Genomic DNA, 14,419 nt, shown 5'->3' on the forward strand with positions numbered 1-14,419 from the left:
GGAGCGACAGCGCTTCCTGATGCCGCCCGCAAAGCCCGAGGGCGTGCGCCATGGCAATCAGCGCGCCGGTGCCCGCACTTCCGTCCGCCACCAGAGGTTCGATCAGCGCCACCGCCCGCGCGGGCTCGCCCATGTCGATGAGGCAGCGGCCGAGCGTCGCCGCGAGGCCGGGCGTCCGGCGGCCCGCCGTCCAGGTCGCGGCCTCCGCCTCGACATGGGCAAATGCCGCGTCCCGCTCGCCGGTCGCCATCAGCTCTTCCATCCGTTCGAGCAGATCGTCCGTAGGCGGATTGTCATCCGTCGCGGCTGGCGCAGGCGGCAGGGTGACGTCGGGAGAGTTATCCCCGTCGGCCGGGGCATCCAGAAGCGGGGAAATCATTTTTACATGGTGCTCACGAAAACGCCGGGCGGAGATATCCCCGCCCGGCGTCCCGACTTATGCGCCCGGCCGGCGTCCCCCGCAAGGGCCCCGGCGTGGCTTTGTGACAGTTTTATGACAGTTCCGTGACAGAGGGGGGGGTCGTCAGTCTTTCACGCTGCACTTGCCGTTGTTGATGACGACGGCGTCCCGCGCTTTAACGCGCGCCCGGAACGATATGATTCCCTTGTCTTTCCACAGATCGACCGTGATCGTATCCCCGGGGAAGACCGGCGCCGAGAAGCGCACGTCGAAGCCGGTGATCTGCGCCGGATCGTAGTCGAGCGCTTTCGAGATGATCGCGCGGCAACACGTGCCGTAGGTGCAGAGCCCGTGCAGGATCGGCTTTGGAAATCCGACCGCTTTTGCAAATTCAGGATCGGAATGCAGCGGGTTGCGGTCGCCGGACAGGCGATAGAGAAGTGCTTGTCCCGGAAGGGTTTCTGCGTCGATGCTCATATCCGGTTCGCGCTCGGGCAGCGCGTGCGGTTGCGGCGCGCCTTCGCGCGGTCCGCCGAAGCCGCCATCGCCGCGCGCGAAAATCGTCGATGTCAGTGTACAGAGCTTGTCGCCGCCCTTCTTCTCGTTGATGTTGGTTTCGGTAACGATGATCGCGCCCTTGCCCTCGCCCTTGTCCCAGGCGCCGACGACGCGGCTGTCGGTCACGATCTGGGCTGCGACCGGCAAGGGCTTGTAAAGCTTCAGCTTTTGCTCGCCATGCACGACCATCGCGTAGTTGATACCGCTATTGCCGATCGCGCCCGCGCCCCATGAAATGACGGTCGCCAGCGTCGGTACGGTTTTCAGATTCTTCTCATAGACGAACGGCAATTCCTTTTCGTCCATCGGATCGCGTCCGAATCCGATGCCGAGCGCATAGAGCATCGTCTCGCGGTCGCCATAGCTGAATTCCTGGCCCGAGGTCTTCAGCGACATCAGTGTGTCGTAATTGATCGCCATTTCCGGCTTCTCCCTTGGCTTTTTTGAAGTCTGTTGACCTTAGCAAAGCCGCTTGCGCGCGCATTGTCCAGCCGCAAAGCCGTCGGCCCTCAGCGCGCGCCGAGCACCTTCCAGAGGCTCGTCGCGGTCGCGACATCCGCGCCGCTGACCGAGAAACGGCCGGACACGAAGATGATGGCGCGCGTGACGCGGTCGATCTGCGTCCGGCATTCGATGACGTCGCCGGCGCGCGCTTCGGTGAGAAAACTCGCCTGCATGCTCAGCGTCACACAGTCGCCGCCCGCCGCGCGATTGGCCGCGCCGCCGAGAAAGGCATCGGCAAAGGTCATCAGCATGCCTTCATGCACCGCGCCTGTTTCGTCGACATGGCGCGCGTCGGCGATGAAAGCGAAGAGACGGGAACCGTCGGCCTCGGTCCGCTCGAACAGCGGGCCCATATAGGCCTCGAAAGGATCGTGAATCTCGGACGGGACGAAGCCCGCGGGCGGCGCGACGCTGACGGGCGAGGGCAGGCCGGCGCTCACTTGTCGTCCCGGCCCTTGATCGCATAGACGCCGGTTGCCGTCATCAGGATGCGGGTGCCGACGCGGAGTTCGCCCGAAATGAAAAGCACGGTCCGCGTCGCCCGCGTCACGTCGGCGCGGCCTTCGACCTTGTCGCCCTTTTTGCCGGCACTGACGAAATCGCAATTGAGCGACAGGGGCTTCACCTCCGCATCGGGCGTTCGCGCGCGTGCGGTTTCCTTCGCCACCTGTCCGAGCACGATGGCGGCCAGCGCCATCATCATGCCGCCATGCAGGCGCTCGGCGCCGTTGAGATGGCGCGCTTCGATCTCGAACAGGAAAGCGTCGCCGCTTTCGGCGCGCAGCACAGGCCCGGCATAGGCGCCGAAGCCGCTTGTGTCGACGGGGGAGGGATTCATGAAAACAACCGGAAGACAGGGGAATGCCAATGGCGCTCTATCTAGACGCTCCAAGCACCCGAAACAAGAACGGCGGCCCGCCTGTTAAGGGGAGCCGCCGCAAATATGCGAGGGAAGGGTGAAGGGCCCGGCGCCGCCCCCCGGTGGGGGTGGGGTGAGGGAAGGGCGACGCCGGACCTTTCGAGGCGTGCGATGGCTTGTGAGGGGCAAGCCATCGCGGAGGAACGCCGTTATTAGACGTCGGAGGCAAGGCCCGGCTGGACGGCGATCCAGCGCTCGGGCACGCCGTTCTCCATCAGCGCCGTGGCGACCGCGGCGGCGCGGCGCTCGGCCGCTGCCTGTGTTTCGTAATCGGCGCTCATGGCGGCGGCCGAGGGCATGACGGTGATGTTCGTCAGCCCGCGATAGGTGATCTCCTCGGCCAGCGCACGCAGCGCCATCTGCGCTTCGGCGCTCGGACCGGTCCGCCCATCGGCGAAATAGACCGGGAAAGTGATGCGCGTGGTTTCGTCAACGCCATAGCCGGTCGCACGCGACGCGGCGGGGTCGATGGCACTGACAAGGATCATGCGGGTTTCAATGCCGGTCGCGGTGCCGGCCGCCACTTGTTCGGCTGCGGGGCGCGGCATCGGCAGCGGATCGGACGCAACCGCGGTCTTCGCGGCAAGCGCCGCGCCGATGGCGGTGGTGAAACCGAGGGCGGTGATGATCATCATCCGTTTCATTGTGTGTCCCCTTCCGCGTGAGGCCAGATAGGCGGCCCGTTTCGATGAGACCAACATGCCCCTCGAATGTGACCCGAAGCGGGTGGTCAAGGGGCGGTTACGGGGAATTTTCAAGGCGAGAATGAGGCGCGGTCATTATCGGGTACCTGTTCAAAATCCGACAGGAAAGCCTCACAAACGCTGCGGAATCGGGCCCAGATTCCGCTTTGAAGGGTCCGGCAAGGCGTTTATGGTGCGCCTCAAAGTGCCGGAACGATCCCCAAAAAAGGCGGGACAAGCGCCGGGCCGGCCTCAATCGGGCAATCAATAAAGCCAATTCAACCCCCTCGGGAGACCGTTCATGTCCAGAGAAGCAGTCATCGTGTCCACCGCCCGCACCGGCCTTGCCAAGTCCGGCCGCGGCGGTTTCAACAACACCCATGGCGCGGCGATGGCCGGCCACGCGATCAAGCACGCGATCGAGCGTGCCAAGATCGACCCGGCAGCCGTCGAAGACGTCATCATGGGCTGCGGCGCTCCCGAAGGCGCCACCGGCATGAATGTCGGCCGTCTCGCCGCCATCTGGGCCGGCTGCCCCGTCACCACCTCGGGCACGACGGTCAATCGTTTCTGCTCCTCGGGCCTCCAGACGATCGCCATGGCCGCAGGCCGCATCGTCAATGAAGGCGTGCCGGTCATGATCGGCGCCGGCGTCGAGTCGATCTCGCTCGTGCAGATGGGCGGTCAGAACTACAACCGCCTGACCGAAGAAAAGCTGATGCAGGAAAAGCCGGAACTCTGGATGGCGATGATCGAGACCGCCGAAATCGTCGCCGAGCGCTATGGCGTCAGCCGCGAATATCAGGACGAGTATTCGTTCCGCAGCCAGCAGCGCATCGCCGCCGCGCAGCAGGGCGGCCTCTTCAAGGACGAAATCGTCCCGATGCAGACCAAGATGAAGGTCGTCAACAAGGAGTCGGGCGAAGAATCGATCGTCGACTACACGGTCGACAAGGACGAGTGCAACCGCCCCGAGACGACGCTTGAAGGCCTCGCCTCGCTGAAGCCGGTCTTCAAGAACGGCCAGAAGATCAAGGAAGGCAAATACGTCACCGCCGGCAACGCCTCGCAGCTTTCGGACGGCGCCGCCGCCGTCGTGCTGATGGAGCGCAAGGAAGCCGAAAAGAACGGCTCCGACATTCTCGGCGTCTTCCGCGGCTTCGCGGTCGCCGGCTGCGAGCCCGACGAAATGGGTATCGGCCCGGTCTTCGCTGTGCCGCGTCTCCTCGAGCGTCACGGCCTCAAGGTCGACGACATCGATCTCTGGGAATTGAACGAAGCTTTCGCCAGCCAGTGCCTCTACAGCCGCGACCGTCTCGGCATCGACCCCGAGAAGTACAACGTCAATGGCGGTTCCATCGCCATCGGCCATCCCTTCGGCATGACCGGCGCGCGCTGCACCGGGCACATCCTGCTCGAAGGCCGCCGCCGCAAGCAGGCCGGCCAGAACGTCAAATACGGCGTCGTCACCATGTGCATCGGTGGCGGCATGGGCGCCGCCGGTCTCTTCGAATTCGCGTAAGCGAATTACGACGAGCCGGCAAAGGCGCCCATTCACATATAAAGAAAGCTGAAATCGCCATGGCGATTTCAGCGGGCGCCGCGGGCCTCTTCGAATTCGCGTAATTCGACAGACCGCACAAATTGACGAAGGCCCGTAGGGAAACCCACGGGCCTTTTCTTTTGTCAGGCTGGAAGTGAGTTGACGAATTTGACGAAGGCTTTTGCGAAAGCTCTGGGCTGTTCGAGGAAGGGCGCGTGACCGCCCGCAAATTGAGTGACGCGCGCGTTCTTCATCGCGTCGATGGCGGGGCGGCTCTGCTTCAGCGAGACGATCCGGTCGCCCTTTGCCCAGGCAAACCAGACCGGCACGTCGATTGTCGCGGCCAGTGCGCGGATGTCTGCCTCCGGCGCGGCAAAGCTTTCCCACGCCTCGCGCAGCACACGCGCATTTTCGTAACCCGCCGCAACGATACGCCGGCGCTGTACTTTCGCCGCGCGTTTCGGCAGCACGAGAAACCGGTAATAGGCGCGAAAGGCGAGGCCGAACCAGCCCGCGCCGCGCTCGCCCGCGCCAAAAAACTTCACCATCAGCGCGATGGCCTTGCGCGCCGTATCATCGATCTCGATGAGCCCACCCGGATCGCAAGCGACGACCGCGCGAATGTTTGCATCGCCGCGCGCCGCAAGAATGAGTGCCGCCGCACCGCCGACTGAGTTGCCGAGCAGGATCGGCCGTTCAATGCCGAGCGCTTGAAGCGCGTGGGCCAGCAGTTCGGCATAGCGTGCAGCGCTTGCCGATTGCCTGTCAGCCCCCGAACGTCCCTGCCCCGGCCAATCGATGCAAATGACTTCGAAACGGTCACCGACGAGTTTGGCGAAGACTTCGAAGTCCCGCCCGCCATGCGCGATGGCATGAAGGCAGACAACCGCCGGGCCCTTGCCGCTGCGTGCCACGGCAAGCTCGGTACCGTCGATATCGAACCGCATCGCGCTCTCCGGAACGCCGGTTTCCACTCTCGCATTCATTTCTCTGGCCCCTCCCGATTGTCGCGTTTTGTGATATGTATATCACAACACGCAAATTTTCAAGGGGCAGGGTGTCCGTTGCGGCGGAGCCCGAAATGGAGGTATCACCGGGCATGACCGCAACGCCGAAGCAGCCGGAACCGGATCGGATCGCCAGCGACACCGCGCAACGCCTGATCGGCGCGGCGACGGCGGAGTTCTGTGAGCACGGTTTTGCCGGGACCGACACCAACAGGATCGCGCGCCGCGCGGGCTTCGCGCCGCAGACCTTCTATCGCTGGTTCAAGGACAAGACGGAAATCTTCCTCGCTGTCTATCGCGACTGGGAGGAAATGGAACACCGGACCATTGCCGGGCTCATCGAAAAGAAAGCTCCGGTCTCGCAGATGGTCGACGCGATTGTCGAACACCACCGCGCCTTCCGAATTTTCCGCCGCAGCTTGCGCCAACTTTCGCTGGAAGACGATGCCGTGCGCGCTGCGCGTGCGCAAAGCCGCTTGCGTCAGCTCGGCCGCATCTCGGGAGGAAAGAAGCCGAAATCACGTCTGGCTGCGCTTGCCGTTGCGCTTTTCGAGGTGGAGCGGCTTTGCGATGCCGTCGCGGAAGGCGAATTCGCCGATCTTGGCCTCGATGAAAAGGCGGCGCGCGCCGTCATCGGCGAGCGGCTCACCAGTTTGCGGCGTTAGAAAAAGGAAAATCGATGCGCTATTTCGACGATTTTGTTGTGGGCGAGTGCCACGACATTCCCGCCACCTACGAAATGACGAAGAACGAGATCGTCTCCTTCGCCTCGAAGTGGGATCCGCAGCCCTTCCATGTCGACGAAGCCGCGGCGGCCAAATCCATCTATGGAACGCTGACGGCCTGCGGCACGCATATCCAGGCCGTTGTGCTCTTCCTCGCCGCGCGCCTGCCGGAAGAAACGGCGGTGATAGGCGCTCTCGGCTACGACGAAGTCCGCTTCCTGAAAGCCGCCAAACTCGGCGATACGCTTCGCCTCGTCATCGAATGCATCGAGACGAAACCCTCATCCTCGAAGCCGGATCGCGGCGTCGTGAAGAACCGCCACACTCTGATGAACCAGTCGGGCGAGACGGTCTTCACACAGACGACAACGCTGCTGATCGCGCGGAAGGCGTGAGGCTCAGAGCCCCAGCACCAGCTTCGCCATGATGCCGCGCTGAACCTCGTTTGAGCCGCCATAGATGGAAGCCGCGCGGTTGTTGAGGTAGGTCGGCATGAAGACCATGCCCTCGCGCGGCCCGATGGGCTCGACATTCGACCCCGGCGTGCGCGCGTCGCGCTGGTCCACACCCGAATAGAAACCGATGGTCTCGACGGCGATTTCGTCGAGGCGCTGGCGCATCTCGGTGCCGCGCGTTTTCAGCATCGAGGAGGCGGGGCCGGGGTTCTTGCCGCCCGCCAGTTCCGCCATCACGCGATGCTCGGTCATCTCCATCGCCTTTACCTCGATTTCCGCCTCGGCGATCTTGCGCGCGAAATTCACATCGTCGATCAGCCGATTCCCGTCGCCCGCGCGCTCGCTCGCCGCCACTTCGCGGATTTTCTCGAGCCCAACCGCGAGCGCCGCCGCAAAGGCGCCACCGCGCTCGAATTCGAGGAGATACTTTGCGACCGTCCAGCCCTGGTTTTCCTCGCCCACGATGTTTTTCTTCGGCACGCGCACATCGTCGAAGAAGACCTGGTTCACTTCATGCTCGCCGGCGAGCGTGATGATCGGTTCGACCTTGATGCCCGGCGTGTTCATGTCGAGCAGCAGGAAGGTGATGCCTTCCTGGGGCTTGCCGCTGCCATCGGTGCGCACGAGGCAGAACATGCGATTGGCAAAATGTGCATGCGTGGTCCAGATTTTCGTGCCGTTCAGCACATAATCGCCGCCGTCGCTCACCGCCTTCAGTTGCAGCGAGGCGAGGTCGGAGCCCGAGCCCGGTTCCGAATAGCCCTGGCACCAGTAGTCGTCGCCGGAGAGAATCCGCGGCAGGTAAAATGCCTTCTGCTCGGGCGTGCCGAATTTCATCAGCATCGGCCCGCACATGCGAAGCCCCATCGGCGAAAGCCCCGGCGTGCCGGCGCGCGTGCATTCCGACGTCCAGATGTACTTCTGCATCTCGCTCCAGCCGGTGCCGCCATATTCGACCGGCCAGCTCGGCGCCACCCAGCCCTTCTTGTAGAGCACTTTCTGCCAGCCGAGGTTCCATTCCCTGTCGGTGAAAACAGACGTCGTCAGGCTTCCCGCTTCCGCGAGTTCCGGCGTCAGGTTTTCATCGAGAAAGGCGCGTACTTCGTCGCGGAAGGCGGCATCCGCAGGCGTCAGGTCGAGATTCATTTTGTTGTTCTGCTTTCCGTATCGGTATCAGCGCAGACAGTCTGTCGAGACTCCCATGCGGCGGCAAGCCTGATGCGACGGCGAATTCGTCGCAAACCGCATCGCAAAGCCGGCGGTGTTTGCAAGCGCGCGCACGGCAGGCCTCACCATCGGCCTTGCCGCTGCGGAAACCGTAACGCCACATTGTTCCTGCAGATGTTTGGGCAGAAGGTCGATCGCCGCCTGTGTGATGAGGCGTTGCACGGGCTTGCCCGCCTGGCCGAGTGGCGTCGCGTTGCGCACCAGTTCAAGGAATTCGTGCACCGTCTCGTTTGCATAGAGCTTCGGCGTCATCTCCGCCATATAGGCGTCCATCTCGGCGACCGATGTCGGCACCCATTCCGCGCCGAAGCCTTTGCCGATCACCTCACCCTCGCGGTAATAACGGTCCTCGTCCTCGCGGGAGAGTTTCGGATCGGCATAGCGCTTGTAGGCGTTGAGGAAGCCCCAGGCCGCGGTCACATGCACCCAGGTGAGAAGCGCGGGATCCATTGCGCGATAGGCTTGGCCGTCATGCGTCGTCCCGGTCACGCGCTGATGCATCCGCGTCACGCGGTCGAAAGTCTGCTGCGCCATCTTCGTCGGCCCGTAGGTCACGGCCGCCGCCGCCATGCCGGTCCGCTCCATGCGGCGGATTGGATCGACCTTGAAAGTTGAATGATCCCACACGCCCGCGCGCACATGTTTTTCGGCGAGTTCGAGGATTACCGCCGCAATCCCGCCGACGGCACTCACGATTGGATTGGCGCTGACCTTCCAGCCCATCGAATTCGGTCCGAGCAGGCCCGGATCGCCCTCGGGCTTCGTGAAGTCGAGATGCGGCATCGGGCTGCTGTCGTCGCGCCCGGTCGGCGTCTCCGCGCTTTCGCGCTCCAAAGTCGAAGCGGCTTCGCCGTGGATGGACATATCCGTTTCCCTCACTTTCGCCCTGTGCCCTCAATCAGGTTAGCGCGGTGCGGGCTCATGCGCGAATTTCTCGATCAGCGGCCCGTAATCATCCAGCACCGGAAAGCCCTCGAAGCTGTGAACGGCGGGCGTCGCCGCCCATGGCAGTTTCTCGGCCGTGAAGGTCTCGATGAAGGGCGTCGAAAACCCGCCAGTGTCGTCCAGAAGCGTCGAGCGGAAATTGACAATCCAGTCCATGCCGTCTGGCCGCGTGAACAGCCAGCTCATACAATAGGAGCAGAAATAATGCTTGTTTACGCCATGCAGCCCACCAATGGCGGGCTCGCCTTGCGTGACCGCAAAACCGTCGCTCGGAACGACGGCGCTCAACGAAAAACCGCTTGCCGTGAGCCGCTGGCAGCCCTTGCAATGGCACACCATGGTGAGAAGTGGCGGCGCGGTTATCCTGAAACGCACCTTCCCGCACAAGCATCCGCCGTCGCGAGGCAGATTCCAGTCGGTCATGCCGTCTCCTTGCGTCTTTATCTCAAAGCCCCAGCACCGCCTTCGCCATGATGTTGCGCTGAACCTCGTTCGAGCCGCCGAAAATCGTTTGCGCGCGGGTGTTCAGATATTTCGGCATCACCATCAGCGTGTGAGCCGGTCCCACGGGCGATACATTCGCGCCCCAGGTACGAGCCTCGATCACGTCCGGTTGCACATAATAGGCGATCGCTTCCACGCCGAGCTCGGTGATCTTCTGATTGGTGTCCGCGCCCCTGAGTTTGATGATCGAGGCGGCGGCACCCGGGTTCTGCCCGTTGGAGAGCTGCGACATGATGCGATGCTCGGTGAATTCCACCGCCGTCACTTCCACTTCGGTCTCGTCGAGCTTGCGGCGGAAGGCCGGATCGTCGATCAGCTTCGAGCCGTCGCCGCTATGCTCGGTGCCGGCCACGACGCGAAGCTTGTTGAGCGCATTGCGCAGATTGGCGCCATGTGCCGCGCCGCCGCGCTCGAATTCCAGCAGATATTTGGCAACCGTCCAGCCGTTGTTCTCCGCACCGACACGGTTCTTCTTCGGCACGCGAACATCGTCGAAGAAGACCTGGTTCACTTCATGGTCGCCCGCCAGCGTAATGATCGGGTCGACCTTGATGCCCTTGGCGTGAAAATCGTCGATCAGAATGAAGGAAATGCCTTCCTGCTTCTTCGCGGCGTTGGGGTCTGTACGCACGAGGCAGAACATCTTGTTCGACTGATGCGCACCTGTGGTCCAGAGCTTGGTGCCGTTGATGATGTAGTCGTCGCCGTCGGATTCGGCACGACATTGCAGGCTGGCGAGATCCGACCCCGAGCCCGGCTCCGAATAGCCCTGGCACCACCAGTCTTCGCCGGCGAGAATGCGCGGCAGGTAATAGGCTTTCTGTTCGTCCGTGCCGTGGCCCATCAGCGTCGGACCGACCATCGAGAGCCCCATGTTGGAGCTCACCGGCGCGCCCGCCGCCGCGCATTCCGACGACCAGATGAAACGCTGCATCACGTTCCACCCGGCGCCGCCATACTGCTTGGGCCAGGCAGGCGCGGCCCAGCCGCGTTTATAGAGCCGTTTGAGCCATTCGACGCGCAAGTCCTGATCGGCGAGAATGCCGGGCGTGAGGCGCGCATGCGCCTTCAGCTCGTCGGTGAGATTTTCGGCGAGAAACGCCCTCACCTCGTCGCGAAAGGCGACATCCTCGGTCCGCATTGCGAGATCCATTTCATCCTCCCTGCTTTTATTGGCAGCCGGGCTTGCCTGCGCCCGCCCGCCATCTATTTGGTTCACAGTATAGCCGAGACAAAGCCCGTCGCTCCATTTTTCACGGACGCTGTCCGGCACGCGCAAACGGACGTTCTCGACGGGGCTGGGGCTACGCAACATGAAGCGAACCAGGAGGAGCCCATGCCACGCGGAGACAAGTCGGCCTATACGGACAAACAGAAGCGCAAGGCCGAGAAAATCGAAAAGGGCTACAGGGACCGCGGCGTCGACAAGGACGAGGCCGAGCGGGTAGTGGGTCAGTTTGAAATGGGATCAGGAACCGTTAGCCGACAGCGTTGCAAGTTGTGCGACCGGCCAGAGAAGTTCAACTTTCACGTGCCGGATGACGTCTGGACCCGCGTCGTGCCTACTGCGCTTAGCGGCTCCGTGTTGTGCCTCTTCTGCTTTGATGCCTTGGCCGAAATTAGGGGAGTTGAATATGCCAAATCCCTCGACGAATTGTGGTTCGCCGGGGATAAGGCTGTGTTTGGCTTTTCAGTAAAAGAGCGCGTGGCGCTCTAGCTGCAGTTGCCTGCCGCCTGTTTCGATTTGCACTCGTTGCACAGCTCACCCGAACTAGGTTTTGCCGGGCTAGTGGTATAACCTGACATGGGATAATTGCTGCAATTGCTGCACCAATGCCACGTGTCGTTGCCTTCGCGCTTACGGTACTGGCCCATCGGACAATCTCCCTATTTATGTTATGGGAAAGTAGAGCTTAGCCAATTCGACATTGGAGTCGAGTCCTAAGCCCGCTTGTAAGGTCCGCGCTTTTTAGGCGACGCTTCTGCCTCGGCCTTTTCCACCAGCATCATAATATCCGAGACCTCCCAAAGCCGATCCGCAACGCCAGCGGCCATTGCCGGGCTAACCCGCAACTTGGAGTGGATACGGACGAAGTTGTAGTAGGTCATGTGCAGCGCGACCGCATGGGCGTGGTTTTCGATCTTCTTTGAAAAGCCGTTCGTCAAGCGCGTGAACCGGCGCATGTGCATCCGCATGGTGAGGTTCTGGCGCTCCACATAGGACGTGGAGACGTGTGCCCGATCCGGGTTGCCCGTCACCCGTTCCTTTCGCGCACCCTTGCAGACAGCCGGGCTATAGCGGCGCTGGCCTTCCGGGGCCGCGCCGTAAATCTTGATGAGGGTGGCGAAGTCTACATCATCGCCAAAGGCATCCTCGACCGCGCCAAGGTAGGGGCCGTGGCCGTCGCTCGTAAGCTGAACGCGATTGGCGAGGCGGGAAGCCACGTCCTGCATGAACTCGTAGGCGTATTCCGCGTCACGTCCGCCGACGAGATAAGAGACGATCAGCTTGCTATCGGCGTCGATTGCGGTCCACGTCCACGTGTCACCCGCGCCTTCCGGGGCGGCTTTGGCCGTCTTGACGTTCTTCGCCTTGGCGTAGGTGAAGCTCCAGATTTCGTCGCACTGCACCCTTTGGGCCTTCACGTCGCGCACATGCTCATCGTGATAGGCGGCACAGGCCTTTCCGGCGTCAGCCAGCAATTTGGAGACTGTGTTCTTGCTCGCTCCCGTCAGGCGGGTAATAGCACGGATGCTATTGCCCTCGCAGAGAAGGTGGAGGATTTGAGAGCGGGCTTTGGTGTCGAGCTTGTTCATAACCAAAATGTAGTGCAAATTGCACTACATGTAAAGAGTCTGCTTGACAGTGTAGGGCGTATTGCACTACATTTCGTGCATGAGCAAAGAAAAAACTATTCAAATTCGCGTTACGGATGCTGAGAAGTCGGGGTTTGCCTCCGCTGCCGAGATGGCGGGGATTCCTTTGTCGGCCTGGATTAGGGAACGGTTACGACTGGCAGCGATCCGGGAGTTGGAAAACGCGGGAATTAAGGCGCCTTTTGTGAAGCCGATAGGTCAAGCCGATGGCAACTGATGATAGTGCAATCGGATTTGACCAACTGGGCATCGGCGACATCTTAAAGCGCTACAGGCTTCGAGTGCCGCCAAACCAGCGCGACTACGCGTGGGAAAAGTCCCACGTCGAGAATTTGCTGGAAGACCTGAGTTTGGCCATACAAACTGACGAGGCCCAGCATTTCTTGGGATCAATTGTGACTATCAGGGGAGAGGCAAATCTCTTGGAAGTCACGGACGGTCAGCAGCGGTTGGCAACCACAACGCTTATCCTAGCCGCGATGCGCGAGATCGTTGGCGATGCCCTTCCAAACCTAACGAAGCTCATCGATGGCTTTCTGTCTTCGATTGATGCAACCAGTTTAGAAGAGGAGCCAAATCTGACGCTCAATAGTGCCGATACAGTGGTCTTTCACAGTTTGATCGTGAACGGACAAGTTGGCGCGGGTTACGTTGAAAACAGGAAGTCCCACAAGCTGCTCAGGCAAGCATATGACCTTGCAAAAGAGCACATGAAAAAGGTAATCGCTCCGCTCCCCGATAAGGAAAAGTGGTCTGCGTTTCAACAATGGGTCACCTATATCGAGCGGAAAACCAAAGTAATACTATTGACAGTCTCCAATGCCGCGAACTCATTCAGAATGTTTGAAACACTTAATGATCGCGGATTGCGTGTTTCACAATCCGATCTAATTAAGAATTACGTATTCGGTCAGGCGGGCAAAAGAATTGATGATGCACAGAGTTATTGGGCTTCAATGCGTGGGTCACTTGAAGCGATAGATGACGATGACATCACCATGAACTTCATTCGACACGCATTGATGGTAACCAACGGGTTCTTACAAAAGAAAAATATCTACGAGACTATTCAAAGCTCAACGAGGGGACCGCAGTCTAGTGTTGCCTTGCTGTCCACGTGGGAATCGTTAGCTGGCGACTATGTTGCCCTAGAAAATCCGGAAAGTTCAATTTGGAGTGGCTACCCCCAATCAATTCGCGAAAATATCAAGGTTCTGAACCTCTTCGATATTGCGCCATTGAAACCAGTCTTGCTCGCGGCGGCTAAAAAAATGAGCAAGAAGGAAGCTGCAAAAGTGTTTGAGCGGGTTGTAGCCATTGGCGTACGGCTGATCATCGCTTCAAGAACAACGACACAATCGGTGGAAAAACCGCTTGGCGACGTAGCACAAAAGATTTGGGGCGGACAGATAAACGACAGCAAGGGGATGGTAGAAGCACTGTCGGGTGCGATCCCAAACAATGAACAATTTAAAGAAGCTTTTGAGGTCGCAACGGTGTCACAGCCTAAGTTCGCCCGCTACTATCTCCGGTCAATTGAAAGGGCCGCGAAAGAAGAGACTGCGCCGTGGCTCATTCCCAATGACGACCCAGACACGATCACCCTTGAGCACGTTTTGCCCATCAAACCGGAGGGGAATTGGCCCGACTGGACAGATGAGGAAGTGAAGGCTTATTCAAAACGCATAGGCAATATGGTGTTGCTTATGGCCCAATCAAACTCCGAACTTAAAAGCAAGTCGTTCGATGAGAAAAAGCCCATACTGGCCGTTTCGCCATATGAAACTACTCGGATGCTTGGCGCCGAGAGTCGTTGGCTTCCTGAGAATGTTCGTCAGCGTCAACTGAAGCTCGCCGAGCTGGCGCTGACGGCTTGGCCTCTTCGGTAGCTAGGTCCGCGATCATCTTAGCTAACTGGTTTGGATCGCGTGGGCGTTTTGGGTTCTTTGCCATGCCTGACAATATGGCACTTCACCGGCTCACCTTCAAAGGCGAGATTTCAAACTGACCCACTACCGCCGAGCGCCGCGCCTGGGCGACCGTCAACAAGGAGTCCGGCGGCGGCAACAAAT

General features: G+C 60.7%; 17 protein-coding genes. 6 read left to right on the forward strand and 11 right to left on the reverse strand.

What is annotated here, in order from left to right; genetic code table 11:
• The 5 genes from WEB61_RS11770 to WEB61_RS11790 all read right to left on the reverse strand — a co-directional run.
• On the reverse strand, positions 1 to 379 hold a 379-nt coding region (locus WEB61_RS11770), incomplete at its 3' end, for a hypothetical protein (protein WP_368064523.1).
• Between the two features lie 144 nt (positions 380 to 523).
• Positions 524 to 1,378 (reverse strand): MaoC/PaaZ C-terminal domain-containing protein, encoded by an 855-nt coding sequence (locus tag WEB61_RS11775; RefSeq protein WP_368064524.1) that lies wholly within the window; start codon positions 1,376 to 1,378, stop codon positions 524 to 526.
• An 89-nt stretch (positions 1,379 to 1,467) separates the two neighbouring features.
• Positions 1,468 to 1,902, reverse strand: coding sequence for a PaaI family thioesterase (locus WEB61_RS11780; RefSeq protein ID WP_368064525.1), 435 nt, complete (start codon positions 1,900 to 1,902; stop codon positions 1,468 to 1,470).
• Positions 1,899 to 2,300, reverse strand: a complete 402-nt coding sequence (locus tag WEB61_RS11785) for a PaaI family thioesterase (RefSeq protein ID WP_368064526.1) — start codon at positions 2,298 to 2,300, stop codon at positions 1,899 to 1,901. The genes WEB61_RS11780 and WEB61_RS11785 overlap by 4 nt, the downstream gene beginning before the upstream one ends.
• A 233-nt stretch (positions 2,301 to 2,533) precedes the next feature.
• On the reverse strand, positions 2,534 to 3,025 hold the full coding sequence (locus tag WEB61_RS11790) for an OmpA family protein (RefSeq protein ID WP_368064527.1): 492 nt from the start codon (positions 3,023 to 3,025) through the stop codon (positions 2,534 to 2,536).
• Between the two features lie 340 nt (positions 3,026 to 3,365).
• On the opposite strand from WEB61_RS11790, the gene WEB61_RS11795 reads away from it, so the two are divergent.
• On the forward strand, positions 3,366 to 4,586 hold the full coding sequence (locus WEB61_RS11795; protein ID WP_368064528.1) for an acetyl-CoA C-acyltransferase: 1,221 nt from the start codon (positions 3,366 to 3,368) through the stop codon (positions 4,584 to 4,586).
• A 164-nt stretch (positions 4,587 to 4,750) separates the two neighbouring features.
• On the opposite strand, the gene WEB61_RS11800 is transcribed toward WEB61_RS11795, so the two are convergent.
• Positions 4,751 to 5,593 (reverse strand): alpha/beta fold hydrolase, encoded by an 843-nt coding sequence (locus WEB61_RS11800; protein WP_368064529.1) that lies wholly within the window; start codon positions 5,591 to 5,593, stop codon positions 4,751 to 4,753.
• 95 nt (positions 5,594 to 5,688) lie between these two features.
• On the opposite strand from WEB61_RS11800, the gene WEB61_RS11805 reads away from it, so the two are divergent.
• Positions 5,689 to 6,279, forward strand: coding sequence for a TetR/AcrR family transcriptional regulator (locus WEB61_RS11805; RefSeq protein ID WP_368064530.1), 591 nt, complete (start codon positions 5,689 to 5,691; stop codon positions 6,277 to 6,279).
• 14 nt (positions 6,280 to 6,293) lie between these two features.
• Entirely contained in the window at positions 6,294 to 6,734 is a 441-nt protein-coding gene (locus WEB61_RS11810; RefSeq protein ID WP_368064531.1) for a MaoC/PaaZ C-terminal domain-containing protein, read from the forward strand.
• Between the two features lie 3 nt (positions 6,735 to 6,737).
• On the opposite strand, the gene WEB61_RS11815 is transcribed toward WEB61_RS11810, so the two are convergent.
• The 4 genes from WEB61_RS11815 to WEB61_RS11830 are packed head-to-tail and all read right to left on the reverse strand — an operon-like array spanning position 6,738 to position 10,623.
• On the reverse strand, positions 6,738 to 7,940 hold the full coding sequence (locus tag WEB61_RS11815; RefSeq protein WP_368064532.1) for an acyl-CoA dehydrogenase family protein: 1,203 nt from the start codon (positions 7,938 to 7,940) through the stop codon (positions 6,738 to 6,740).
• Between the two features lie 27 nt (positions 7,941 to 7,967).
• Positions 7,968 to 8,885, reverse strand: a complete 918-nt coding sequence (locus tag WEB61_RS11820) for an oxygenase MpaB family protein (RefSeq protein ID WP_368064533.1) — start codon at positions 8,883 to 8,885, stop codon at positions 7,968 to 7,970.
• Between the two features lie 39 nt (positions 8,886 to 8,924).
• Complete coding sequence (locus WEB61_RS11825) at positions 8,925 to 9,389, reverse strand: GFA family protein (protein WP_368064534.1); 465 nt, start codon at positions 9,387 to 9,389, stop codon at positions 8,925 to 8,927.
• Positions 9,390 to 9,411: 22 nt separating this feature from the next.
• Positions 9,412 to 10,623, reverse strand: a complete 1,212-nt coding sequence (locus WEB61_RS11830; RefSeq protein WP_368064535.1) for an acyl-CoA dehydrogenase family protein — start codon at positions 10,621 to 10,623, stop codon at positions 9,412 to 9,414.
• 183 nt (positions 10,624 to 10,806) lie between these two features.
• Here WEB61_RS11830 and WEB61_RS11835 point away from each other — a divergent pair, with 183 nt between their 5' ends.
• Complete coding sequence (locus WEB61_RS11835; RefSeq protein ID WP_368064536.1) at positions 10,807 to 11,187, forward strand: hypothetical protein; 381 nt, start codon at positions 10,807 to 10,809, stop codon at positions 11,185 to 11,187.
• 224 nt (positions 11,188 to 11,411) lie between these two features.
• Here the strand turns inward: WEB61_RS11835 and WEB61_RS11840 are convergent, their stop codons facing one another.
• Positions 11,412 to 12,287, reverse strand: coding sequence for an IS1 family transposase (locus tag WEB61_RS11840; RefSeq protein ID WP_368064537.1), 876 nt, complete (start codon positions 12,285 to 12,287; stop codon positions 11,412 to 11,414).
• Between the two features lie 79 nt (positions 12,288 to 12,366).
• On the opposite strand from WEB61_RS11840, the gene WEB61_RS11845 reads away from it, so the two are divergent.
• A complete protein-coding gene (locus WEB61_RS11845) occupies positions 12,367 to 12,564 on the forward strand; it encodes a hypothetical protein (RefSeq protein WP_368064538.1) in 198 nt (65 codons plus the stop codon).
• Positions 12,554 to 14,236 (forward strand): DUF262 domain-containing protein, encoded by a 1,683-nt coding sequence (locus WEB61_RS11850; protein WP_368064539.1) that lies wholly within the window; start codon positions 12,554 to 12,556, stop codon positions 14,234 to 14,236. The genes WEB61_RS11845 and WEB61_RS11850 overlap by 11 nt, the downstream gene beginning before the upstream one ends.
• Positions 14,237 to 14,419: the final 183 nt, after the last annotated feature.

Origin of the sequence: Parvibaculum sp., from assembly GCF_040882025.1 — a bacterium.
Taxonomy (GTDB): Bacteria; Pseudomonadota; Alphaproteobacteria; order Parvibaculales; family Parvibaculaceae; genus Parvibaculum.